Source organism: Xanthomonas sp. NCPPB 901, assembly GCF_056725085.1.
In genome coordinates, this window is sequence record NZ_CM161511.1 from 2,475,070 (window position 1) to 2,497,581 (window position 22,512).

The following is a 22,512-nucleotide window of genomic DNA, read 5'->3' on the forward strand; positions in this document are numbered from 1 at the left end:
CCATGTGTCATCGGGCTATCGTTAATGGCCGATATCGCCCAGCCCCACTACGCGCTCATTACGACAGGCCAAGGTCTGGATGGATGCAGATTACTCATGCGGGTGCTGTTTCCTACCCTCACCGGCTAGCGTATTGCCTTATGAGCTCTGTGGCGGTTGATCTTAGATCGGTCCAGCACCGCCAATCAACCTAGTTCTGCTGATCAATCGGACGCGAGGAATCAGGATGCCTGCTTCTAGAAGTCGGGAAGCTCTCCATCTACGACAGCCACTTTTTCAGCGCGCTCAATGAGTAGCTTGTCCACCTCGAAAGCGAACGTTTCGATAGCTACGAATAGCGCATCAAGCTCCTCACGCAAAATCTGCACGGAATCGCCTACCTTGTCGTATCCGCCCCGGTGAACGATGTCGTGGCGCTTTTGAAGTGGTGCATCGAATGCCTTCAGACTTGGTAGCTTGATCTCCAGTCCAAGCTTAAAGAACGGCACCACTTTGTCCCAGCGATGCCAGACCATGTTTTGCAGGTGGCCTTTGACATGGGTCACCAACCCTTCTTGGCGCTCGAACATCTCGCCCAAAGCGATTTTTTCGTCTCGAAAGACCGGCAGCTTCCTGACTATGCTCTCCAGAACCGCTTTATCGTTGTCGACCCAGTAGTAGACCGTCTCGTAAAGAAACGCTTCCAAAACACCGATAGAATTACTGAAGACCAGCTTCATAGCCAGGTCTTTGGTTTCCGCATCGCCCTGCAAGCCAAGTATCTTCTTAGCTTGTGCGAGCCGCTCTCTGAGCCTAGCAAGCGGTGCGGAACGGGCACTTACATCGAAATCGAAACGCTCATCCCATTCATCATCTGGAGCGTGATTAACGGGGGCCCAGGCGTCACCGTGCTCGCCCACCAACTCATCAACTACCTCTTGAATCAGGTCTTCATCCACGATTCCGGAGAAACGGTCAGGTATCTCATCCCCTGGGTCATAGGGGCCGCCATTGATGAACAAGTAGCCCCCTTCCCGGCCATTGTAGGGTGTCTCATGAGTAGGGTCGCAATAGCGAGCCAGAAACCACTCCCGCATCGCAGTGAGCTGGTCGTCGCGCTCCGCGGTTCTGAGCCAGTTATTGTCAGGATCAAATGGGCCGTCTGTATCGAAGACATTGCCATAGGCCTCCGGCGGAAGATTCGCAAGCTCACTGTCTTCAAAAGGGTCGTATCCCATAGTTCCTACTCCGAGTGCAGCTACCATTTTAACTACATTCTTAGCTCAGCCGCTGATCTGTTGAACTGCTACTCAGTGTGTTGCCGTAAGGGGGGCGGTATTTGGCCGCATCAAAGCAAGCAACCTCGTACAAACGTGTCGGTGGGGTAGGAATAGCCGAAAAGCCGATCCTCAGTGAAGCGTGGTCTCGACCGGACCTGTCAGCGCTGGGCTGATAGCAGACCTGCCCTACCCCCGATAAATCGATCTAATCCGCCGCTTGATCCAAGTTTCCTAGGAGTCGCTTGGAGGCCAAAGGCAGGTTGAGCATTCCAGCAAGCTCAGCGATCGCTGCAGGTTCATCAAAAAGCGGACGCACATGAGCACTATTGGCCGCGCGCTGCGCGTCGCTGATATCTTCGGAAGTCCAGCTATTGATTGCGCGCCAGCGTTTGGATGCGCGATAGAAGTTATCGTACTGCAGTGCAATGAATCCTTGTCGACTTAGGAAGTCGGCCAGGCGCTCATTCTGCACGCACTCCACATAGAGAGCAGGCCAGGGCATCAAGGTGTCGCACAAGTCTAAAAAACCGGTAAACCAGCCCTTTCCTTTTGATCGGCGATTGACTTGGACGTTGCTCAAGGTGAGCACCCTCACATCATCGCCAAAGCCGGGCAAGCGGTGGCGGGCGCGCTTGATCCAGAGTCGGGTGCCAGCGCGCTGTAGATTCACACAATCCGGAATACTCCCCTCATCAACCAGTTCAATCCACTTGAGCAACTGCAGCTCAATGCTAGGGATCCGGTTTAGCTGCGCGTTTCTCATCATTGCTCACTCATCCCGCAACTGAAGCAAAGCCACAAAGGGCAGTATCCTTACCGGCAGTATTGAGGCAATTTCTCCAACATGCCAGCCACCACCGGCGTCAGCCGATTCGCAACCTCCGGCGGAATCGCTTCACCCGCCCCCTGCCCGCCTTCGCTGCGGGCCTGCTCGCAGGCCCTGACGATCCGCGGGCGCATGCCGGACCACAGCGCCCTGCACTGCCAGCCGTCCCGGCCCAGCGGCAGCACGGCGTAGGCGATCGACTGGCATTCCTGCGCGGCACGGGTACCCAGCGGCTGGCCGGCGTATTCGTGCGGCACGCTGTCCAGCGTCGGCTGGTAGTAGCTGTCGGGGAACGCTGCTGCGTAGCGTTCCGGGTCCAGTTGCAACGGCAGGCCGGTCGCTGTCAGGTCGAGCGCGCGGCCGCATGGCGCGGCGGCGGCGATGCGCTGGATCGCCTGGTAGATCGGCTGGTCCAGGTCGGGTTCGCGTGTCGTCACGTCGGATGTCGCGGCAAGCACCGGCAGGCGCGCGCGGTTGGCCATCTTCGCCAGCTCGCCGGCATGCGCTGGTGCGCAGCGTTCGCGCACGCTGGCCGCGATCAGGAACGCGGCATCGCGCGCGAATGCGGGGTCGCTGTGCAGCAGCGCAGTGATGCGCTTGCCGGCCGCATCGTCGGGCAGCGATGTGACATGGAACGCGGGAGCCATCGCGGGCCGGGCCGCGGTGGTCGCAGTGCGCTGCGTGGGGGCCGCCTGCCGGTGCGCATGCACCATCAGCAGGATGCCGCCTCCGCCGAGGACGATCGCGCATACGGCGAGCACGGTCACCCGCAAGCTAGGCGGCTTCAAGCGTAGGGAGTTGCGCACTCAGCCCTGCACCGGGGTGATCGACGCGTCCTCTGCCTCATAGGTGGCATTGGCGATGTCGCCCTTGAAGGTAGCCAGATGCAGCCGCCCCTGCAGGTGGAACGGATCCCATAGCTCCGGCACGTCGATCGGCGTGCGCAGCACCACGTGCAGGATCTGGTTCGGTGGCGGCGGCGGCACGTGGATGCAGGCGCCATAGAACGGCACGAACAGCAGTTCGCTGACCTTGCCCTGGTCGTCGCTTTCCAGCGGCACCACGTAGCCGTCCAGGGCGAAGCGCTTGCCTTCCAGCCCTTTCACCACTTGCGACGAGCCGAACTGCGCGGCGCGCCGGGTGCCGGAATGGTCGATCGGCATGCCGTTGACCACCGAGGGGCCATCGTCGACGGGCGCCGCCTGATCCATCACCGCGGCGTCACCGCGCCACGCCGCACTGATCCGCGGCGGCGGGCGTTGGTAGATGTCGTTGGCCGGTGCCAGTTGTTCCCAGCGTTCGACGATGTCCGGGACACCGTCGGCTGCTGTGGTCGCGCGTGTGGTCGCCTGCGTGGTCGCCTGCGTGGCCGCCGGCGCTGGTGCCGACGTGGTGCCGTGCTGCCCGCCGTCGCCGTCGCCGTCGCCGTGGCAGGCCACGAGCAGGCAAAGCACCGCGGCCAGCGGGAGATGGCGGTCAGCCTTTTTCATAGGGATGCAGGCGGGCCTGCTCCATCGTGTAAGCGGTGCCCGCGAGTTCGCCGTGCAGGGTCTCGGCGCGCAGTTGGCCGGTCAGATAGAACGGGCTGTACATGTCGGGCGGGTCGATCGGGCTGTCCAGGCGCACATGCACGATCTGGTTCGGCGGCGGTGGCGGCACGTGGATGCAGGCGCCGTAGTACGGCACGAACAGGAACTCGCGCACGCGGCCGGCGTCGTCGCTGTCCAGCGGCACCACGTAGCCCGGCAGGCGCACCTTGCGCGCCAGCACGGCGGCCACGGTGTTGTAGGTGCCGGTCTGCGGCATCGCACGCTTGCCCGTGTGGTCGACCGGCGGTTCCTCATTGTTTTCCAGCGCCTTCAGTTCGGCCGGCGGCAGCATCGCGCTCCAGTCCAGTTCGCGATAGCCGTCTGCATCGGGCTCGCCCAGCGGCGGGTAGATCGCCGCCTCGGCGATCGGTGCCGGCTGCGCCGCCGCGGTCTGCTGCGGCTGTTTCGGGGCCACGGATTGTTGCCGGCCGCAGCCGCACACCACGGTGAGCGCCAGCAAGGGAAGTATCCAGCGGCCCATGCTCACAGCTCCGGCGACAGGCCATCGGCCAAGGTGCGGCGATAGGCCAGCAAGGCCGGCACGATGCCGGCGAGCACGCCGGCCAGCAGCACGCAGCCGAGCCAGCCCCACTCGGTCGCGCTGGGCGCGATGCGGTTGATCGCCAGGCCGAAATGATCGAGCACCCAGCCGCGCGCCAGCCAGCTGGCCGCGGTCACCACCAGCAGCGCCAGCGCGCACGACACCACGGTGACCAGGCCAGCCTCGAACAGCAGCAGCCAGGCGATGTCGCGTGGCCGCGCGCCGACCGCACGCAGGATCGCCATCTCGCGCCGGCGCTCCTGCAGCGTGGCCACCAGCAGCGCGACCATCGACACCAGGCCGAGCAGCACCACCAGCGAGGCGATCATGCGCAGGGCGCCTTCGGCGGTGCCCAGCGTGCCCCACAGCTGTTGCAGGGTGACGCCCGGCATGATCGCCAGCATCGCTTCCTCCGGATACTCGTTGATGCGCCGCTGTACCGAGAAGGTGGCGATGCGGGTCTTCAGGCCGAGCATGAAGGCGGTGATGGTGTCCGGGGTCAGGTCCATCGCCCGCGCCTGCGCGGCGCTGACGTGGTGGCCCGGCAGGCGCACGCCGGAACGCCAGTCGACATGGATCGCCTCGATCGCCTGCAGCGACACCAGCACGCTGGAATCCACCGGCGTGCCGGTGCGGCGCAGGATGCCGACGATCCGGAACGGCTTGTCGGCATGGGTGGCCAGGCTGATCCGTCCGGTGCCATGGGTCAGCACGATCTCGTCGCCGAGGTGGCGGCCGAGCGCGGCGGCGACGTCGGCGCCGATCACCGCATCGTAGAGGTCGTCGAACGCCCTGCCCTGCGCGAATGCCAGGGGATGCTTTGCGCCGTAGTGATAGTGCTCGAAGAATCCGGTGCTGGTGCCGACCACCCGATAGCCACGATAGGAATCTCCCAGCGACAGCGGCACCGCCCACTTCACGTCAGGCATCGTGCTCAGGTCCTGGTAGCTCTTCCACGACACGTTGTTGGTGGCGTCGCCGATGTGGAACACCGAATACAGCAACAGGTTCACCGGGCCCGAGCGCGCGCCGACGATCAGGTCGGTGCCCGACACGGTGCTGGCGAAACCCTCGTGCGCCTGCGTGCGGATCCGCTCCACGCCCAACAGCAGGGTCACGCTCAGGGTGATCACCAGCACGGTCAAGGCCACCCCCAGGCGCCGGCTGCGCAGGCTGGCCAGGGCCAGCTTCAACAGGGTCATCGCACGCCTCCGGCGCTGGCCCGGTTGAGCGTGGTCAGGTCGACCTGGGCGTCGAACAGCGGTGCGATCGACGGATCGTGGCTGACCACGATCGAACTGGTGCCGCCCTGCCGGCACTCGGCGAACAACAATTGCAGGAACGCCTGCGCCGCGACCGGGTCGAGGGCGGAGGTGGGCTCGTCGGCCAGCAGCAGCGGCGGGCGCGCGATCAATGCGCGTGCGGCGGCCACGCGCTGTTGCTGGCCGACGCTCAGGCGTGCGGCCGGTCGCGACCACAGCGCCGCCACGTCCAGGCCCAGTGCGACCATCAGCCGCTCGATCTCCGCGTCCAGCGCCCGCGTGCCCGGCCCCAGCCGGCCGCGGCGCGCGGAGAACTGCAGGCCCAGTGCGATGTTGTCGCGGGTGCTGAGGAACGGCAGCAGGTTGAACTGCTGGAAGACCACGCCGCAGTGGTCGGCGCGGAAACGGTCGCGCGCGGCCTTGCGCAAGGCCGCCAGGTCCTGCCCGGCCACGCGCACGCAACCGGCAGTGGGTTGCAGCACGCCGGCGATCAGCGCCAGCAAGGTGCTCTTGCCCGATCCGCTGGCGCCACGCAGCAGCACCTGCTGCCCACGCGGCAGCGCGAACGCGGCGATGTCCAGCACCGGCGCGGCGGCACCGGCGTAGCCGAAGCGCACCTCGGTCAGTTCGACGACGTGCTGCTGGCTCATTCCGGCAGCTTCACCCGGGTCTGCCCGGGCACCACCTCGGTGCGGCCCTGGCCGGCCGCGGTGGCGACGTCCACCAGCACCGTGTGCAGCCCGGGGAAACGCTGCGGCAGCAGCACCTGCAGGTGGTCGAGCCGTGCCGGCTGCGCGCAGTGGAACGCGTATCGGGCGTGGAACTCGGCATGGCTGTGGCCGGGTTCGTCCGGATCGGCCATCGCCACGGCGTAGCCCTCGGTGGTGACCTGCGCGCTGCGCAGCGAACAGGCCGCAGCGACCGGGAACTGCAACCAGCCGGCACCGCGCAGGGTGGCGACCGCGGCGTCCAGGCGCCGGCGCTCGCCGGCGTCGCGCACGGGATGTTCGAAATCGAGGATGCCGATGCCCGGCGCGCTGAGTTGAACCTCCACCGCCGGGCCATCCACGGCGACCTCCAGGTTGGCCTGGCCGTGCACGTGCGGGCCGTGGTGGCGGACCGCGGCGGTGGCGGGCGAGCTGGCGAAAAGAAGCAACAGGATCAGGGAAATGCCAGGTCGCATATGCATTGCATCGGTTGAGTTACACTATAACATTAGTGAATAATCGCATGGATGCAAGCCGGCCGCTGCCGTCAGTCAGCCGCGGTTCGCCTGCGACCACGACAGAAGTCCGTCGCACGGCGGGCAGGCGCCGCGATGGGCGCCGAACTTCAAGGACTTCCATGGTGTCTTCCATCATTCCCGACAGCTACACCGCCTGGCGCCACTGCATCGAGGTCGACTGCGGCTTGCGCCTCGACCCGGCCTATATCGCGCAGCGCATCGCCGCGCTGAACGACCCCACCGACCATCACACCCAGCAGTTCGTCCGCTGCTGGGGCGAGCCGCATCGCCAGCAGGTGCTGCTGTGGTTCGCGCAGGCGCAGGCGGCATTCGCCGACGGTCGCGGCTGAGCCGTCATCCTCGGCTGCCGCGGTGGTTGGGTGTGGGGTGCAACGTCGGCGGCTGTCTGCTGCCGAAGGCCGCACCGCAAGTGGCGCTGGCCGCGGCGTGCTCGTACGGATGGGAGGCGATGTCCTGATCCCCTGCTCGCCCAAGGTCATCAGGCCAGTGGCGGCCGCTGCGACTGACGCGCACCGGCGGCATCCCGAACCCTGGCGCGCTGTCGGCGCGCACGGCCCTGGCCTTCCCGTCCGGATCACGTTCGCTGCACGCGCCTCTCTATGACAGGTACGCGACAGCCGCGGGCTGCCCAGCCACGGCTGCTGCCGGTAGCATGCACGCGCACAGCCGTCCGGCATCCACTTCCCAGCTTCCGCAAGGACCCTCAACGTGCGTCTTTCTTCCCTCGCCAGTGCGCATCGCGCGCGTCGCGTCTTGTCCGCCACGCTGGCTTGCCTGCTGCTCTCGGCAGCGACCGGGCTTGAGGCCCGGCCACAGCCCTCGCAGTTCCAGATCGTCGAGAGCGTGCCCGAGGCCAGCGTCTATGGAGAGCCCGGGGTGCCGCGCACCCAGCCGACCTGGCTGGCCATGATCAATGGCGCCAGGCAGCGCATCGACATCGCCGCGTTCTACATCTCCGAGAAGCCCGGCACCGGCCTGACTCCGGTCCTCGACGCGCTGGCCGCACGCGCCCGCGCCGGCGTGGCGGTGCACCTGCTGGTCGACCATACGTTCCTCGCGAAAAACCCGGACAGCGTCGCCTGGCTGGGCAAGGTGCCCGGCATCACCGTGCGGGTGCTGCCGGTCGATACGCTGACCGGCGGCGTGCTGCACGCCAAGTACATGATCGTCGACGACGCCAGCGTGTTCGTCGGCAGCCAGAACTGGGACTGGCGGGCGCTGGAGCAGATCCACGAGATCGGCGCGCGCATCGACGACGCACGGTTCGCCAAGACCTTCGCCGCCAGTTTCGACTACAGCTGGCGCCTGGCCGACGAAGGCAATCTGGCCAAGGCGCAGGCACGCGGCGTGCAGCCGCCGGACTTCGCCCCGGCCACCGCCACCGATCCGGTGCTGCTGGATGCCGGCAGCGCCGCGCCGCTGATCGCCTTCCCCGCCTTCAGCCCGCCGGCGCTGCAGCCGGCCTGGGTGACTGCCGAGGAGCCTGCGCTGGTCGACATGATCCGCTCCAGCCAGCAGGCGCTGCGCATCCAGGTGATGACGCTCTCGGCGATCCGCAGCTTCGGGCCCAAGGGCTGGTGGACGCCGGTCGACAGCGCCATCCGCGATGCCGCCGCACGCGGCGTGCAGGTGCACATCATTGTCGCCGACTGGGCGCTGCGCGAACCGATGCAGGCGTATCTGAAGAGCCTGGCCGCGCTGCCCAACATCACGGTGAAGTTCAGCCGCCTGCCGCCGGCGCCGCAGGGTTTCATCCCGTATGCGCGGGTCGAGCATGCCAAGTATGCGGTGGCCGACGACCGCAGCAGCGTCATCGGCACCGGCAACTGGGAATGGAGCTACTTCAACACCGCGGTGGACGCCTCGGTGTTCGTCAAGGGCAAGGGCCCGGCCGACACGCTGACGCGCATCTTCGACCGCGACTGGAACGGCCCCTACGTGACGACGCTGCAGCCTGGCCAGAACTACGAGGCGCCGCGGACCGAATAGCGTGTGCTGTCGCGCTGGAGGCTTGCGTCTTCAGGGTCGAGCAGATGGCGGGCCGGTGCGTGTTTCATCACGTCATCGGCCGGCGTGTGAAGCTGCGCACCGAAGCGCTTCGGTGCTCTGTCGGACGGTGTTGCCCTCTGGTGCCGCGGCCATCCCGACGAAGCCTTAACCGCTGCTCCCTATCCTGGCCTCGCGCTGGAAGGCGCCCGCTGCGCCAGGCGATGCCATCGGTGCGGAGAAGTGCTCCTCCAACTGCGTACGGACATCAAAAACAAGGAGACGCCATGAAGACGCTGCACGCATTCTTGCTCGCTGGAAGCCTGCTGGGCCTCGCCTCGCCGGCCTTCGCCGAGGTCGCCAATCTGACCAACAGCGCCGATGGCGCCAACCGCGAAGCGGGTATCGCGGCGGTCAAGAAGAAGTTGCAGGACGCCTGCACGTCGCGCAAGGGCACGCCGGATTCCAACTCGTTCGAGGTGGTGTTCGAGAAGACCAGCCAGAATCCGGACGTTCCCAAGCCCTATTACGTGGATGGAAAGATGAAGTGCGATCTCCCGAAGGGGTGAGTGCGACCGGCGTGGCTTACGCGTGACATCGCGTCCATCCGGACAAGGCCCCGCTTGCGGGGCTTTGCTTCATGCGGTTAGCGAACGCCCGTGCGTCTGGGTGGGGCGGCCGGGCCCGGGTAGAGCGACGGTCTTGGCGGCGTGGCCTGCGTCAATCGAGAAAGCCTGGGAGGCCTCGCCGCCTCCGCATGCACTACGCCGCCAATACTCTCACCAGGACTGCGATTAGCGTCAGATGTCCGAGGTAATACCCGTAGAACACCCAACGCATCCGCGGGACCTGGACGTTGCGCGGCGCCAGCACTGCCAGCAGCGGAATCGCCAGCAGCGCCCAGCCGTTGCGGTTGTACCAGCACAACAGGCCGAAGCCGGCCGCGACCAGGATCAGTCGCAGGCCGCGTCCGTGCCACGCCCCCACTGCGCCGGGCACGATCGCCGCGGATGCGCCGCCCCGCGCTTCGACCGCTGCGCGAAACAGCCACCAGGCCGACAGCACCAGCGCCAGGCCGGACCATTGGTAATCCACCAGCAGCGGCGCGACGACGCTGCACATGCCCAGCAGCACCCACTGCCGATGCTGGATGCTCCAGATGGCAACGCTGGCCAGGGCGAAGCTCAGCAGGATGTTGAACGGAAACCAGAAGCCGAAGGCCAGGCCATACGCGGGTTGCGCCAGGATGCCCCACAGCAGCAGCCGGCGGAACGATTTGAGTGCGTCCACGCCGGGCTGCGCGAGGTTGTAGGCCAGGACGATGGCGAACACGGGAAAGGCGATGCGGCCGAGTTCGGACACGACCGGCACATAACCGCCGAAGAACACCTTGGCGACATGGTCGCCGGTCATCAGGACCAGGGCGATCCACTTCAACAGTTCACGGGCACCGCTGGTCATCATGTCGATCCGAGGCTGGCTCCTGGCGATCGCGCTGCGCCTGCTGCCATCGCCCGCGACTGGCGCCCTGCCCCGCGCCGGATCGGGCGCAGGGCGTCGATGCGCTGCGAACCAAGCGGCGCACTTTAGCGAATCGGACGTGCACATGGCGAAAGGAGCGTGGCCATCCGCGCCGGCACGGGCCGCGCGGGCCGTTGCCGACGCGCTCAGGACGCGCGGTCCGCCAGCAGCAACGGCGCCACGGTTGCCCGCTGCACCATCACGCACTGGTCGGCGATGGCGGACAGGCCGAGACGATGCGAGACCGCCACCAGGGCGGTATGCGGCAGCCGGCGCCGCAGCGTGCCCAAGACCTGCTGCTCGGCGCTGGCGTCGAGCGCGCTGGTGGCTTCATCCAGCAGCGCCACGCGCGGTTGCCGCAGCAGCACCTGGGCCAGCAGCAGCCGCTGCAGTTCGCCGCCGGACAGGCGCGCGCCGGCGCCGTGCGCGGCGGTGTCCAGGCCGGTGTCGCCGTGCAGACGCGCCGCCAGGCCGACGTCGCGCAAGGCCTCCCACATCGCCGCCTCGCTCGCGGCCGGCGCCGCCCAGGCCAGGCACTGCCGCACGCTGTGGTGCCAGGGCCGCACGCCCTGGGCGACATAGGCCAAGGGCTGCAGTGCGGCGCGATAGCCGGCGAAGTCGAGCGCGCGACCGTCGCAGTGGGCGGCGAACTGCGGTGGCGCGACCATGCCGGCCAGGGCATCCATCAGGCTGCTCTTGCCGACCCCGGACGGGCCGCTGATCAGGGTCAGGGTGCCCGGCGCCAGGACCAGGTCGCGCAAGGCGACTGCAGCCAGCGGCGGCGCCAGGCCGATGCGTTCGATTTCGATCGGCGCCGCCGACGGCAACCTTGTGTCTGTTTCTGCAGCCGCCGGCGCCGCCACCGTGGTCGGCGCGTCAGGCGATGCCGTGCCCAGCGCGACATAGCGTTGCCACAGCGCCAGTGCCGGCGCGGCCGAGCGCAGCTGCTGCACGCTCTGCCGGGTCGAGACCAGGTACGGCAGCAGTCGCCCGAGCAGCAGGCCGACGGTGATGAGTGCGCCGCGGTCGATGCCATGCCACACCCCGGCCAGCAGCATGATCGCGGCGATGGCGGCCACGGCCGCCAGTTCCAGCAGCAGGCGGCCGGAGGCGACCAGCGCCTGCTGCCGCGCGTAGCCGTAGGCGAGCCGGCCGGCGATCGCCTCGTAGGCCTCCTGCTCGCGTGCCTCGCGCGCGAACGAACGCACGTGGCGCAGGCGCCGCGGAAAGTCCTCGCTGAGCCAGAACAGCCGGGTCATGTCGGCGACGTACTGGCGGCTGACCCGGGCCTGTTCGTGGCCGGCGATGCGGAAGGCCAGCAGGCCCAGCGCCAGTAGCGGCGGCAGCGCCAGCACCAGCATCGGCGAGACCAGGAACGCCGCGGCCAGGCTCACCGCCGCGGTGATCGCCGCCACCAGCAGCTGCAGCAGCGCGCTGAAGCCCTGCACCGCGATCTCGACGTTGTAGGTGAGCAGGTTGGCGATCTCCGCCGAACTGGCATCGGCCAGGGCCGGCAGCGGCGCCTGCAGCAGCCGCGCATGCACCTGCCGGCGCAGGTCCAGCGCATGGCGGCTGGCCAGGTCCGCGGCCAGTCGCGTGCCCCACCAGCGCAGCAGGGCGAAGCCGCCGCTGGCGGCGACGAACAGCAGGGTCTGCGCGAAGAAACCATGCGGCAACGGCAAGGCGTGACCGGCCAGGGTCAGCACATGGCCGGGTTGCACCAGCGGCACCAGCGCGACCGCGGCGACGGCACCGGCCACCGCGCCGAGCAGCGACAGCAGCACATAGCAGGCGATGCGCAGGCGCTCGCCGCGGCCGAGCACGGCAATGAAGGCGCGCAGCAAGTGCGAGGCCGGATCCGGACGCGCACTCATCGGCGAGCGTCCGCGCGGCGGACCATCGATGCCGTGCGCAACCAATGCGCACGCGCGCCAGCGCCCCTCATTGCCGGCATCGTCGCGCGACGCGGCGACTCAGGCCAGCAGCGTCTGCAGCGCATCGACCGAGGCCTCCGGATGTGTGCCGCGCTGTAGTTCGTACACGCCCAGCCGCTGCAACTGGCGTACGAACAGCGGCCACTGCGGCTGGCCCGCGGCGTAAGGCTGGTCCGCGGCCAGGCGCGCCGCCACCTCCGCATTGGCGACCGGCCGCAGCAGCCGCTGCGGATCGGCCGCCACCGTGGCCGAGACGAATACCGCCGCGACCAGCTGCAACGGCGCCTGCGCCAGGCGGCCATCGCCCTGGCGGATGTCCACTTCGTGCTTGCGCACGCCGCTACGGCGGCGAATGATCGGCGCCGCAGCGATCCAGCCGCGGGTCTGCGGGTCGAGCCATCGCAACAATTCCGGCCGCAGGTGCAGAAAGTTGCCGATGCCGGTGGCGAGCAGGGACTGCGGCGCGACGAACAGCGCGTCCTCGGCGAGGAACTCCAGCTCGCGCAGCAGGCTGTGCAGGGCCAGGGTGGACTTGCCGGCGCCGCTGCCGCCGAGCAGCAGCACGCCGCGGCCGTCGCGGCCGACGCAGGCGCCGTGCAGCGGCACCAGGCCCATGCGCCGCGCGGCGAGCACGAACACCGCGAACTCGATCAGTTCGTAACGCACGTGATAGGCGTGGGCGAGCATGTCTTCGGACACCATCACCAGCGCCCTGCCCTGTTCGGGCACCAGCACCACGTAGTTGTGCGCGTCGATCACCCCGCTCAGCACGCCGGCGCCGGAATGGGTCTGCACCGGGGGCGGCTCCAGCGCCAGTGCGTACGGCGCATCGGCGCGGTCCACCAGGGTCAGTTCGATGCGGAACGCGGCGCTTTCCGGCAGGCGATGCGCTGGCACCGCGCCGAATGCCGCTTCCACCAACGCCAGCAGCGCCGGACTGTTGCTCTCGAAGTGGAAACGGCCACCGAGCAGTTGCTTGCTGAGCGTGTGCGGGCGCCGCAGCCGGGTATGGAACGGATCGCAGGCGCCGCCGACGGCGACGGCAGGCGCGGCGTGGTCGCTCGCCTCCACGTCCAGGGCCCGCAAAGTCGATCGCTGCATTGGAGAACAGTCGCTTGAGGGAATGCAGCGTGGGTGCGCCTGCCGCGGCCAAAGGTTGCGCCGGCGGCGCCGGCGCGGCGCGCAACCAAACGGCGCAGCCCCGGCACCTACCGCCACGGCCACCTGCGCGCGGCCACCGCTGCATGCGCCCCCTCCCCCGCGGCGCCGAACGAGACCTTCCGCCGATGCTCAAGATCCAGGTCAGCCATTCCTACTTCCTGCGCTACGACCCGAAGCAGTGGGAACGCGGCAAGCCGTATCCGCCGCTGGCCACGCTGCAGGTGGCGGCGCTGCTGCGCCAGCACGGGCACATGGTGACGCTGTTCGACGCGATGCTGGCCGAGGGCGTGGAGGACTATGGCAGTGCGGTCCACGCGCAGCGGCCGGACCTGGTGGTGTTCTACGAGGACAACTTCAACTTCCTCACCAAGATGTGCCTGAGCCGGATGCGCGATGCCGCGTGCCGGATGATCGCCGAGGCGCGCGCCGGCGGCAGCCGGGTGATCGTCGCCGGCTCCGACGCGTCGGACCATCCGGAGGCGTTCCTCGCCGCCGGTGCCGACGCGGTGCTGATCGGCGAAGGCATCGCGGCCTTGCTGGAGCTGGTGGTGCGCCTGCAGGCGCAACCGGACATCGCCCCGGCGCGCTGGGTAGCCGGCCTGACCGAGGTCGCCAGCGCGGTGCTGCCGCAACTCAAACGCGCGCAGATCGGCGCGCGGCCGCCGGATCCGCGGCTGTCGCTGACGGCGGCCTGGGACTTGCTGGACATCGCGCGTTACCGTGCGTTCTGGCAGCAGCGGCACGGCCATTTCAGCCTGAACATGGCCGCCTCGCGCGGCTGCCCGTTCCGCTGCAACTGGTGCGCCAAGCCGATCTGGGGCAATCACTACAAACGCCGCGAGGCACAGGACGTGGCCGCGGAAATGACCCAACTCAAGCGTGGCGTCGCGCCCGACCATGTGTGGATGGCCGACGACATCTTCGGCTTCCACGTCGACTGGGTGGAGGACTTCGCCGACGCGCTGGCCGCCGCCGACGGCTCGGTGCCCTTCACCATCCAGACCCGCGCCGACCTGTGCAGCGAACGCATGGCCATGGCCCTGGCGCGGGCCGGGTGCCGCGAGGCCTGGATCGGCGCGGAGAGCGGCAGCCAGCGCATCCTCGACAAGATGACCAAGGGCACCGACGTGGACGACGTGATCGCCGCGCGCCGGCGCCTGGGCGCGCAGGGCATCCGCGTCGGCTTCTTCCTGCAGTTGGGCTACCTGGACGAACAGCTGGACGACATCCTCGCCACGCGCCGGCTGCTGGCGCAGGCGCGGCCGGACGACATCGGCGTCAGCGTGTCCTATCCCCTGCCCGGCACCGTGTTCTACCAGCAGGTCAAGGACCAGCTCGGGCGCAAGACGCATTGGCAGGACAGCGACGACCTGGCGATGATGTTCCGCGGCGCCTACGACTCGGCGTTCTACCGCCAGGTGCGCGACCTGCTGCACCGGCAGGTGGAGCTGCAATGCCGCGAGGCTGCGCGCTCTGCCGAGGCGCATGCGCGGGACTGGGCGGTACTGGAAGCCGACTGGGCGGCGCTGATCGCGCGCGAGGCGCAGCATCGGACCGACGCGCCGCCAGCGCCGGCAGCCAAGGCGGTCGCCGCTGGCGGCAGCCGCCGCATCCCACTCCTGGTGCAGCGCTCATGAACGCGACGCCATCGTCTCCAGCCGCCACGGTCGATCTGCCGGCATCGGCACAGGCGCCTGCGCAGCTACCGCTGCGGCGCATCGGCCGCGGCCTGCGCCTGACCACCGAAACCCTGGCGCACGAACTGGCGCGCCCCGGTGCGCCGATGCCGGACTGGAGCGCCCTGCACTGGCAGTTGGCCGCGGCGGTGGCGGTCGCGCACGGTGTGGCGCCGCTGTTGAGCCAGCGCTCGCAGTGGCCGGACCCCTGCTGGCGCGCGTTCCTGGACGCACAGCGCGAACATGTGGCGCATCGCTATCAGCGCATCGCCGCGTTGCTGCAGCGGATCGACGCCCTGGCGCGGACCGCCGGCCTGGCGATCGTGCCGCTGAAAGGCGCGGCGCTGCATGCGCAAGGCCTGTATCGGCCGGGCGACCGACCGATGGCCGACATCGACCTGCTGGTGCGCCCGGAGGAGGCCGAGCGCGCCGCGACGCTGCTCGGCGCGCTGGGCTACGTGGCCGAGTTCGCGCAGTGGAAGCACCAGACCTTCCGCCCGGCGCAGGCGCAGGCCGTGCCGGCGCTGGGCGAGCACCGCGACACGCCGATCAACATCGAACTGCACGTGCGCCTCCAGGAGCGCCTGCCGCTGCGCACGGTCGATCTCGGTGAGCGGATCTTGACGCACGACAGCATGCCCGGCCTGAATCCCTACCCGAGCAACGGTGCGCTGATGCGCCACCTGCTGTTGCACGCGGCCGGCGGGCTATGCAGCCGCAGCCTGCGGCTGATGCACCTGCACGACCTGGCCCTGCTCGCCCTGCGCATGCGCGCCAGCGACTGGCAGGTCGTGACCGGCGCCGATGCTTGGTGGGCGTGGCCGCCGCTGCGGCTGATGCTGCGCTACTACCGCGCGGCGATTCCGCCGGCGGTACTCGCGCAATTGCGTGCGCAGTGCCCGCCGCTGCTGCGGCTGCGCGCGCGCGGGCTGGACCTGACCGCGGCGTCGTGCTCGCAGCTGTGGCTGCCGGCATTGCCGGGCATCGAATGGGCGCGTTCGGGCCGCGAGGTGCTGGATGCTCTGCGCCAGCGCCTGCATCCGTCGGCGGAAAGCCGGCAGGAACGGGCCGAGATGATCCGCACGCAACTGTGGCTGCAGGGCCAGGACTGGGTGCGCCTGCCGCAGCACCGTCGCGTGCTGCAACGGCTGCTGCACCCGGTGCCAAGAATGGACACGCTGTATGCGGTGCGCACCGCGCTGCAGGGCTATGCGCCGCCGTCGGACTGACGTGCGCCTTTCGGCACAGCGGTGGTGATCGGCCTGGTTGCAGGAGCGGCTTCGGGGAGTTTCAAAAACGACAAGAGGCACACGCGGAGCAGGTTCTTGTCCCGATGTGGGATCAGCAGCGAGCAGGCTTTCCCGGCAAGGCTGTCGCGGCTGAAGCCACTCCTACGGGACAGTGTCATGCGTGGCGAACGCAGGTGATTCGAGGTCCCTTTCAACCGCGACACGCCATTTCCGAAACTGCCGCTTGCGGTCGGAAACGCTGCACCGCGGCCAGTCAAGCCACTGGCAGCCGTCGATGTGCGCGGCAGCAACCGTAGGAGCGGCTTCAGCCGCGACTGGCTTCACCAGGAACGCCTCGTCGCGGCTGAAGCCGCTCCTGCGGAACGACGGGACGACGTTGTGCGTGGCGAATGCGCAGGTATGCGAACACCGATCGACGCCTCTGGCCTTGCCGCGACCAGAGCGAGCGCTTGGAGAACCGCTGACAGCGGCAGACAAACGCGACGCTGCCGCTGTTTGGCGACGGCGTGTGCCAGGTCAGCCATTCTGCGCCGCGCGCCGCCCATCGGCGTTGCGCGATGCGCACAGGCGCTGGTACAGCGCGCTGAAGCCACGCATGCTGCCGTCGGCGTCCTCGCGCACGGCGCGGCATTGCGCCGCCCAGGCCAGGCGCAGGCGCAGTTCGTCGTCGCTGAGCACCTGGCGCAGCGCATCGGCCAGCCCGGCCCAGTCGCCTACCGGCACCGCCAGCGCCGCCGACGGCGCCCATTCCAGCAGATGCCCGACCGCCGTGCCCACGGTCGGCACCCCGGCCACCGCGGCTTCCAGCAGCACCAGCGGCCCGGCTTCGTGCAGCGACGACAGCACCAGCAGATCGGCGGCCTCCACCAGCGGGCGTAGTTCGCGCTGGGTCTTGAAGCCGAGGAAGCGCACGCGTTCGCCCAGGCCCAGCGCGGCAGCCAGGCGCTGCATTGCACCATCCAGGGTGTCCACGCCGACCAGGTCGATGCGGAAGTCGACCCCGGCGCGGGCCAGCGCGGCGAGAGCGCGCAGCAGGGTGGTCTGGTCCTTGACCGGATTGAGGCTGGCCACGTGCAGCAGCCGCGCCGGCCCGTCCCCGCGCGCACGCGGCGGGCGCGGCGGCCAGGCGCGCAGGTCCACGCCCAACGGCACGCGTTCGGCGGCGATGCCCAGCGCCCGCAGGCTGTCGAGGATGGGCGCGCTGGCCGCGGTCACCGCGCTCGCCAGCCGCAACACCAATGCCTCGCGCAGCTGGCCCTGCCATTTGCGCCGGCCGCCGTAGCCGATCGCAGGCAGCGCGACCAGTTCGCCGCCGGCGATGTGCACCAGGCTCGGCCGCCGCAGCCAGCGCGCCGCCGCCACTGCGATCAGGCTGCAGTGGCCGGAGAACAGCGACTGCACCAGGTCGAACGGCGCGCGGCGATGTTCGGCGCGGATCGCCGCGATCGCGCGCCAGCGCGTGCGTACCGCGCCGATGTTGTGGATGCGCGCGCCCAGCAGATTCCACTGTGCCGGCAGCGGCTCCTGGTGCAGCACGAACACATGCAGCTCGTGCACGCGCGCCAGGCGTTCGATCAGGCTCAGGAAGGCCGGGATCACCCGGTACGCGCCGCTGCGGTCGACCCCGCCCGGCACCACCAGCGCCAGCTTCATGCCGCGCTCCGCGGCGTGGCGCCGAGCAACTGCGCATAGGCGCGCGCCCAGCGCCGCCCGACCGCGGCGAACGACAGCTGCGCATCGAAGTGCGCGCGCACCAGCGCCGGCGACGGTCCTTCGCGCGATGCCTGCAACAGCGCGGCCGCCAGGCGGTCGGCATCCCCGCAGGGCCACAGTGCGCCGACCCGGCCGCCATCGCTGAGCGCGCGGAACGCCGGGATATCGGTCAGCACCGGCACCGCGCCGCAGGCATAGGCCTCCAGCGCGGCGTAACCGCAACTCTCGACCAGGCTGGCGGACACGAACAGGTCGGCCGCGCGCATCAGGGTCTGGATCTGCGCATGTTCCACCCTGCCCAGCAGGTGCACGCGGCCGGCCAGGCGCGGATCGGCCTGGATGCGCTGCTGCACCACCGGCAGCAGCGGCGCTTCGCCGTACGCGCAGAACAGTTGCAGCCCGGGCAAGTGCGCGCTGGCGCGGGCCACGCCGTCGAGTACGGTGAGCGGATCCTTGCCTTCGCTCAGATGGCCGACCCACAGCACGCAGGGCGCGCCGTCCAGTCCGCTGTCGCGGCGCGCCTGGTCGCGCTCGCCGGGAGTGAAGCGGCAACTGGATTCGGGAATGGCGAACAGGCGGGTGGACCCGGCGAACAGGCCGGCACCGACGAAGCCGCGTGCCAGTTCCAGCGAGGTGAAGGCGATGCCGGCCGCGGCGGCGTACCAGCGCCGCCACTGCGGCCGCCGCCACCAGCGTGGCGGGCGGTTGGCGTGGTCCTGCAGCAGGATCGGCCGCGACGGCCGCCAGCGCGCCAGCATCGCCGCCTCGCGCGCGAACTGCAGGCCGTGCACGTGCACCACGTCGGCGTCGAGCGCGGCCAGCAACGCGGCGATGCGCCGCAGGTGGCGCCGGCGCCCGGCATCGGCGCGGCGCACGAAGTGGTAGTCGACGCCGCCGCGCCGCAGCTGCGCATCGACCGCGGCGGCCTGGATCACCGAGACGCGGGTGCCGGCGCTGGCCACCGCGTCGGCGATGTCGGCCAGCGACGGCCACAGCGCGAAGGCCTGGTCCGGCGTCACCCCGTCCGGCAGCGGCACGAAGTTGAGCTGCACGGCGTGCACGGCGCGGGCGGCGTTCCCGACCATGCTCAGATCCCGGACACCTGCGGCCGGTGCAGGCGCACCAGCCGGTTGGCCAGGTTCAGTTCCCACGGCCGGTCGTAGCGCCGGTAGCGGTAGCGCCACGCCGCCAGCGCGCTGAGGCCGCGCTTGGCCCAGCCCGGCGAGCGCGGGTCCTGCGCGGTGGGATAGCGGCAGCCGAGCACGGTGACGAAATCGCGGATGCGCTGGCGCAGCGCCTCGGTGAGCCAGGGCGCATCGGCGTGGCAGGCATAGTCCACCCACTGCGGCTGCGCCCACTCCTCCGGCGTGCGCGGGAACTGCACCGGCACGCCGTCGCGGTCGAGCAAGGGCATGCCGGCGCGGCGGCCGCGGTCCTTGGCGTGGCGGCTGCTGTCCGGCAACGGGGTGTACACGTAGACGATGATTTCCGACTGCGGGTTGATCCGCTTCAATTCGCGGATGAACTCGAAGGTCTGTTCGGTCTCGCGTTCGCTGTCCTGCGGCGGCGCGACCATGAACGACAGCTCCGGGATCACCCCGTTGCGCCGGCACAGTTCGGCCACTTCCAGCGTCTGGTCGGGACGCGTGCCCTTGCGGATCTCCTTGAGCATCGCCCCGCTGGGCGACTCGGCGCCGATGTAGGCCATGCGCAGGCGGCTCTTGCGCACCAGCGTCCAGGTGCTTTCGGACAGGTTGAGCAGCGCGTCGGCGCGCGCGTAGCACCACCACGGCAGTTCCAGCTTCGCCATCACCTCCAGCAGCGGGATCATGTCGGCTTCGCGGTCGAAGAAGTTGTGGTCGAAGAACTGGATCGCGTCGGCGCCCAGGCCGTACTTCAGATAGCCCAGCTCGCGTTCCAGGCGTGCCGCGGTCGGCAAGGCGGTGGCGCCGCCGAACATCGCCGCCACCCCGCAGAAGGTGCAGCGGAAACGGCAGCCCAGCGCGGCCTGGTGCGCGGCGGTGCGGCGGCCAAGGAAGGTGCGGCCGAGATAGCGGCGCGGCTCGCCGAGTTTTTCGTACGGTAGCGACGGCAGCTTGTCGCCGCGCTGGAAGGCGCGGTTGCGGTTGTGCACCACGACACCGTCCTGCTTCCAGGACAGCCCGTCGATCTGCGCCAGCACCGGCCCCTCGCCGCGCAGGGAAGCCAGCAATTCCGGCAAGGTGTCCTCGCCCTGCGCGCGGATCGCGTAGTCCACGTACGGCGCGGCCAGCGCGGTGTCCGGGTACAGCGTGGGGAAATAGCCGCCCCAGACGATCGGCAGCGCCGGGAAGCGCGCACGGATGGCCTGCGACAGCGCGATCGACGGCGCCAGCTGCGGCCCGCCCATCACACTGATGCCGACCGCGTCGTAGCGCTGCGCCTGCAGCGCCTGCAGGCTGCGCTCGATGAAGTCGCGGTCGACGTTGCCGTCGATGATGCGGCTGTCGCCGTGGCGGTCCAACGCCGCCGCCAGATGCAGCAGCGACAGCGGAAAGCGGGCGCTGGCCGGCTTGGTAATGGGCGGATTGACCAGCAGCGTGTTGGGTGTGGAGGGCATGGCGGGCGAACGCAGGACGGGAGTCACGGCAGGCGCCGCAGGCGCAGCACCAGGGCCACCGGCACCTGCAATGCAGCGGGATCGAAATGGGCACCGGCGGGAATGTCCGCCGGGTCGAGCATCGGTTCGCTGACCGCATCGATGGCCAGCCCCAGCGCGGCGCAGGCGGCGTGCCAGTGGCTGTACAGGTGCTGGGTGTGGCGCACCGCATAGCGCTGGCCCCCGGCCTTGAAGTCGCGGCGCCAGCCCAGCGCCGGGCCAATCGGGTGCACGTCGCTGCACAGCACCCAGCCGCCGGGCCGGGTGACGCGGCGCAGTTCCGCCAGGGCCGGCGGCAACTGCGGCAGGTGCCCCAGCGCCAGCGCGCAGAGACTCAGGTCCACGCTGGCGTCGGCGACCGGCAAGGACTCCAGGCTGCCTTCGCGCAAGGTGCAGCGGCCGGCATCGACGTCGGCCAATTCCTGCACGGCGCGCGCCAGCATCGGCGGCGACAGGTCCACGCCGGTGACGTGGTCGGCGCCGCGCTGCAGCGCATGCCGCAGGTAGCGGCCGCTGCCGCAGCCGGCGTCGAGCACGCAGTGCCCATGCAGCGTGGCCGGCAGCAGCGCCAGCATGGCGCGCTGCTCGGCCTGCATCACCGGGTTGTGCGCCTGCGCCGGGTAGCTGTCCGCCCACAGGGCGTAGGCGGCGAGCGGATCGAGGGTCGGGACGGCGTTCATGCCTGGCAGCTCTGCAGACGTTGTTCCGCGCCTGCGCGCGGCGGCGCTGCTCGCAGTCCCAGGCCCGGCTCCAGCGCCAGCAGCGCGGGGTCGGCCAGCTCCGCCGCCAGCAGTTTCGGTACCCCGTCCAGCGTCACCGGCACCGTGTCCACACCGGCGGCGGCGAACCATGCGGCGAAGTCGGGATCGGCAATTCGCGGCCGCCCTGCGCGCACCACCGCACGCAGGGCGCTGCGCGGCCGCCCGACCAGGCTCTGTGCCGGCGCGCCGCCACGGTCGGCGACGATCACCAGATCGGCGTGCGCGCCCGGCGCCAGGTGCCCGCGATCGGGCAAGCACAGGATGCCGGCCGCGGCGGTCGTGGCCAGGCGCAGCGCCTGAGTGGCGTCCAGGCCATGGGCCGCGGCCAGGCGCAGGTCGTCGAGCAGGTCGCGGCCGCCGCTGACCCGCGCATCGCTGCCCAGCGCCAGGCGCCCGGCGGCGCTCAGGCGCTGCGGGTCCAGGGTGCGTCCGAGCAGGGTCAGGTTGCTGCTCGGGCACCACACCACCGCCGCGTTGCAGGCAAGCACGCGCGCGACGTCGTCCGCACGCAGGCCGACGCCGTGGATCAGCACCGTGTTGCCGCTCAGATAACCGCGCCGCTCCAGTTCGGCGAGTTCGCCGGCGGCCACCGCGTCGGTGCCTTCGGCCAGGTGGATCATCCATGGCCAGCCGGCGGCGGTGGCCGCGGCGAAGCTGTGCGCCAGCGGCGGCCCGTAGTCGGGGCCGTGCAAGGTGTAGCTCCAGCCGAAGTCGCGCAACAGCGCCACCGGAAAGTCGGCCGCATCCAGCGCCGCATGCCAGGGATCGTGGTGGGCCACGCAGGTCACCCCGGCCAGCAGGTTCTTCAGCCCGCCGTGGCGCAGCCGCAGCGGCTTGGGCAGGGCCAGCGCGGCGGCCACCGCCGGGATACGGAAATGCGCAGCGAAGGCCGCGATCCAGTCATAGCTGTTGGCGAACGGTGCGGCCTGCGGCAGCGGCGGCACCGCGTTGACGTGCAGATGTTCGTGGGCGTTGATCAGGCCCGGCAGCACTACATGTCCGGGCAAGGCGATGCGCAGCGCCGCCGGCGTGGCCGCCGCGGCGATACGGCTGGCATGCAACGCCAGCGGCGCGCGCACCGCGCCGGCGGCCTGCGCGATGCGCGCACCCTCCAGGCAGATTTCGACGGCGGCGGCAGACACGGCCATG

General features: G+C 69.6%; 21 protein-coding genes. 5 read left to right on the forward strand and 16 right to left on the reverse strand.

What is annotated here, in order from left to right; genetic code table 11:
- Positions 1 to 236: 236 nt before the first annotated feature.
- The 8 genes from AC1PME_RS10295 to AC1PME_RS10330 form a co-directional block, all read right to left on the reverse strand.
- On the reverse strand, positions 237 to 1,217 hold the full coding sequence (locus AC1PME_RS10295; protein WP_481095820.1) for a hypothetical protein: 981 nt from the start codon (positions 1,215 to 1,217) through the stop codon (positions 237 to 239).
- Between the two features lie 247 nt (positions 1,218 to 1,464).
- Positions 1,465 to 1,977, reverse strand: coding sequence for a hypothetical protein (locus tag AC1PME_RS10300; protein ID WP_481095821.1), 513 nt, complete (start codon positions 1,975 to 1,977; stop codon positions 1,465 to 1,467).
- 95 nt (positions 1,978 to 2,072) lie between these two features.
- The gene (locus AC1PME_RS10305; protein WP_481095822.1) at positions 2,073 to 2,852 is read right to left on the reverse strand and encodes a hypothetical protein; all 780 of its coding nucleotides are present in this window, start codon (positions 2,850 to 2,852) and stop codon (positions 2,073 to 2,075) included.
- A 39-nt stretch (positions 2,853 to 2,891) separates the two neighbouring features.
- A complete protein-coding gene (locus AC1PME_RS10310) occupies positions 2,892 to 3,575 on the reverse strand; it encodes a DUF3299 domain-containing protein (RefSeq protein ID WP_481095823.1) in 684 nt (227 codons plus the stop codon).
- The gene (locus tag AC1PME_RS10315; RefSeq protein ID WP_481095824.1) at positions 3,562 to 4,155 is read right to left on the reverse strand and encodes a DUF3299 domain-containing protein; all 594 of its coding nucleotides are present in this window, start codon (positions 4,153 to 4,155) and stop codon (positions 3,562 to 3,564) included. Before AC1PME_RS10315 ends, AC1PME_RS10310 begins: the two co-directional genes overlap by 14 nt.
- 2 nt (positions 4,156 to 4,157) lie before the next feature.
- On the reverse strand, positions 4,158 to 5,411 hold the full coding sequence (locus tag AC1PME_RS10320) for an ABC transporter permease (protein ID WP_481098098.1): 1,254 nt from the start codon (positions 5,409 to 5,411) through the stop codon (positions 4,158 to 4,160).
- 2 nt (positions 5,412 to 5,413) lie between these two features.
- Positions 5,414 to 6,127, reverse strand: a complete 714-nt coding sequence (locus tag AC1PME_RS10325) for an ABC transporter ATP-binding protein (protein WP_307550419.1) — start codon at positions 6,125 to 6,127, stop codon at positions 5,414 to 5,416.
- Positions 6,124 to 6,666, reverse strand: coding sequence for a ZrgA family zinc uptake protein (locus tag AC1PME_RS10330; protein ID WP_481095825.1), 543 nt, complete (start codon positions 6,664 to 6,666; stop codon positions 6,124 to 6,126). The genes AC1PME_RS10325 and AC1PME_RS10330 overlap by 4 nt, the downstream gene beginning before the upstream one ends.
- 155 nt (positions 6,667 to 6,821) lie before the next feature.
- Between AC1PME_RS10330 and AC1PME_RS10335 the strand changes: the two genes are divergently transcribed.
- From AC1PME_RS10335 to AC1PME_RS10345, 3 genes are all read left to right on the forward strand, one after another.
- A complete protein-coding gene (locus tag AC1PME_RS10335) occupies positions 6,822 to 7,052 on the forward strand; it encodes a hypothetical protein (protein ID WP_254457963.1) in 231 nt (76 codons plus the stop codon).
- Positions 7,053 to 7,431: 379 nt separating this feature from the next.
- Positions 7,432 to 8,712, forward strand: coding sequence for a phospholipase D-like domain-containing protein (locus tag AC1PME_RS10340; protein ID WP_481095826.1), 1,281 nt, complete (start codon positions 7,432 to 7,434; stop codon positions 8,710 to 8,712).
- Positions 8,713 to 8,996: 284 nt separating this feature from the next.
- Positions 8,997 to 9,278 (forward strand): hypothetical protein, encoded by a 282-nt coding sequence (locus AC1PME_RS10345; protein WP_481095827.1) that lies wholly within the window; start codon positions 8,997 to 8,999, stop codon positions 9,276 to 9,278.
- Positions 9,279 to 9,471: 193 nt separating this feature from the next.
- Here AC1PME_RS10345 and AC1PME_RS10350 read toward each other — a convergent pair whose 3' ends face one another.
- The 3 genes from AC1PME_RS10350 to AC1PME_RS10360 all read right to left on the reverse strand — a co-directional run bounded on the left by AC1PME_RS10350 (position 9,472) and on the right by AC1PME_RS10360 (position 13,265).
- On the reverse strand, positions 9,472 to 10,170 hold the full coding sequence (locus tag AC1PME_RS10350) for a TraX family protein (RefSeq protein WP_481098099.1): 699 nt from the start codon (positions 10,168 to 10,170) through the stop codon (positions 9,472 to 9,474).
- Between the two features lie 206 nt (positions 10,171 to 10,376).
- Positions 10,377 to 12,104, reverse strand: a complete 1,728-nt coding sequence (locus AC1PME_RS10355) for an ATP-binding cassette domain-containing protein (protein ID WP_481095828.1) — start codon at positions 12,102 to 12,104, stop codon at positions 10,377 to 10,379.
- A gap of 99 nt (positions 12,105 to 12,203) precedes the next feature.
- Complete coding sequence (locus tag AC1PME_RS10360) at positions 12,204 to 13,265, reverse strand: phosphoenolpyruvate carboxykinase (ATP) (RefSeq protein WP_481095829.1); 1,062 nt, start codon at positions 13,263 to 13,265, stop codon at positions 12,204 to 12,206.
- A 185-nt stretch (positions 13,266 to 13,450) separates the two neighbouring features.
- Between AC1PME_RS10360 and AC1PME_RS10365 the strand changes: the two genes are divergently transcribed.
- Together AC1PME_RS10365 and AC1PME_RS10370 are read left to right on the forward strand one after the other, a co-directional pair.
- Positions 13,451 to 14,962, forward strand: a complete 1,512-nt coding sequence (locus AC1PME_RS10365; RefSeq protein ID WP_481095830.1) for a B12-binding domain-containing radical SAM protein — start codon at positions 13,451 to 13,453, stop codon at positions 14,960 to 14,962.
- Entirely contained in the window at positions 14,959 to 16,230 is a 1,272-nt protein-coding gene (locus AC1PME_RS10370) for a nucleotidyltransferase family protein (protein ID WP_481095831.1), read from the forward strand. Before AC1PME_RS10365 ends, AC1PME_RS10370 begins: the two co-directional genes overlap by 4 nt.
- Positions 16,231 to 16,767: 537 nt before the next feature.
- Here the strand turns inward: AC1PME_RS10370 and AC1PME_RS10375 are convergent.
- From AC1PME_RS10375 to AC1PME_RS10395, 5 genes are read right to left on the reverse strand one after another with little or no spacing between them, the layout of a single operon-like run.
- Positions 16,768 to 17,904 (reverse strand): glycosyltransferase family 4 protein, encoded by a 1,137-nt coding sequence (locus AC1PME_RS10375; protein WP_481095832.1) that lies wholly within the window; start codon positions 17,902 to 17,904, stop codon positions 16,768 to 16,770.
- Entirely contained in the window at positions 17,901 to 19,049 is a 1,149-nt protein-coding gene (locus AC1PME_RS10380; RefSeq protein ID WP_481095833.1) for a glycosyltransferase family 4 protein, read from the reverse strand. Before AC1PME_RS10380 ends, AC1PME_RS10375 begins: the two co-directional genes overlap by 4 nt.
- A 2-nt stretch (positions 19,050 to 19,051) precedes the next feature.
- Positions 19,052 to 20,563 (reverse strand): B12-binding domain-containing radical SAM protein, encoded by a 1,512-nt coding sequence (locus tag AC1PME_RS10385; protein ID WP_481095834.1) that lies wholly within the window; start codon positions 20,561 to 20,563, stop codon positions 19,052 to 19,054.
- Positions 20,564 to 20,586: 23 nt separating this feature from the next.
- On the reverse strand, positions 20,587 to 21,282 hold the full coding sequence (locus AC1PME_RS10390) for a class I SAM-dependent methyltransferase (protein WP_481095835.1): 696 nt from the start codon (positions 21,280 to 21,282) through the stop codon (positions 20,587 to 20,589).
- Positions 21,279 to 22,511 (reverse strand): amidohydrolase family protein, encoded by a 1,233-nt coding sequence (locus AC1PME_RS10395; RefSeq protein WP_481095836.1) that lies wholly within the window; start codon positions 22,509 to 22,511, stop codon positions 21,279 to 21,281. Before AC1PME_RS10395 ends, AC1PME_RS10390 begins: the two co-directional genes overlap by 4 nt.
- Position 22,512: the final 1 nt, after the last annotated feature.

What these genes read in the sequence shown, in the direction of transcription:
- AC1PME_RS10295 (WP_481095820.1), bottom strand. Translation starts at nt 1,217, where the DNA reads ATGGGATACGACCCTTTTGAAGACAGTGAGCTTGCGAATCTTCCGCCG.
- AC1PME_RS10310 (WP_481095823.1), bottom strand. Translation starts at nt 3,575, where the DNA reads ATGAAAAAGGCTGACCGCCATCTCCCGCTGGCCGCGGTGCTTTGCCTG.
- AC1PME_RS10315 (WP_481095824.1), bottom strand. Translation starts at nt 4,155, where the DNA reads ATGGGCCGCTGGATACTTCCCTTGCTGGCGCTCACCGTGGTGTGCGGC.
- AC1PME_RS10325 (WP_307550419.1), bottom strand. Translation starts at nt 6,127, where the DNA reads ATGAGCCAGCAGCACGTCGTCGAACTGACCGAGGTGCGCTTCGGCTAC.
- AC1PME_RS10330 (WP_481095825.1), bottom strand. Translation starts at nt 6,666, where the DNA reads ATGCATATGCGACCTGGCATTTCCCTGATCCTGTTGCTTCTTTTCGCC.
- AC1PME_RS10335 (WP_254457963.1), top strand. Translation starts at nt 6,822, where the DNA reads ATGGTGTCTTCCATCATTCCCGACAGCTACACCGCCTGGCGCCACTGC.
- AC1PME_RS10345 (WP_481095827.1), top strand. Translation starts at nt 8,997, where the DNA reads ATGAAGACGCTGCACGCATTCTTGCTCGCTGGAAGCCTGCTGGGCCTC.
- AC1PME_RS10350 (WP_481098099.1), bottom strand. Translation starts at nt 10,170, where the DNA reads ATGACCAGCGGTGCCCGTGAACTGTTGAAGTGGATCGCCCTGGTCCTG.
- AC1PME_RS10355 (WP_481095828.1), bottom strand. Translation starts at nt 12,104, where the DNA reads ATGAGTGCGCGTCCGGATCCGGCCTCGCACTTGCTGCGCGCCTTCATT.
- AC1PME_RS10360 (WP_481095829.1), bottom strand. Translation starts at nt 13,265, where the DNA reads ATGCAGCGATCGACTTTGCGGGCCCTGGACGTGGAGGCGAGCGACCAC.
- AC1PME_RS10365 (WP_481095830.1), top strand. Translation starts at nt 13,451, where the DNA reads ATGCTCAAGATCCAGGTCAGCCATTCCTACTTCCTGCGCTACGACCCG.
- AC1PME_RS10370 (WP_481095831.1), top strand. Translation starts at nt 14,959, where the DNA reads ATGAACGCGACGCCATCGTCTCCAGCCGCCACGGTCGATCTGCCGGCA.
- AC1PME_RS10375 (WP_481095832.1), bottom strand. Translation starts at nt 17,904, where the DNA reads ATGAAGCTGGCGCTGGTGGTGCCGGGCGGGGTCGACCGCAGCGGCGCG.
- AC1PME_RS10380 (WP_481095833.1), bottom strand. Translation starts at nt 19,049, where the DNA reads ATGGTCGGGAACGCCGCCCGCGCCGTGCACGCCGTGCAGCTCAACTTC.
- AC1PME_RS10385 (WP_481095834.1), bottom strand. Translation starts at nt 20,563, where the DNA reads ATGCCCTCCACACCCAACACGCTGCTGGTCAATCCGCCCATTACCAAG.
- AC1PME_RS10390 (WP_481095835.1), bottom strand. Translation starts at nt 21,282, where the DNA reads ATGAACGCCGTCCCGACCCTCGATCCGCTCGCCGCCTACGCCCTGTGG.
- AC1PME_RS10395 (WP_481095836.1), bottom strand. Translation starts at nt 22,511, where the DNA reads ATGGCCGTGTCTGCCGCCGCCGTCGAAATCTGCCTGGAGGGTGCGCGC.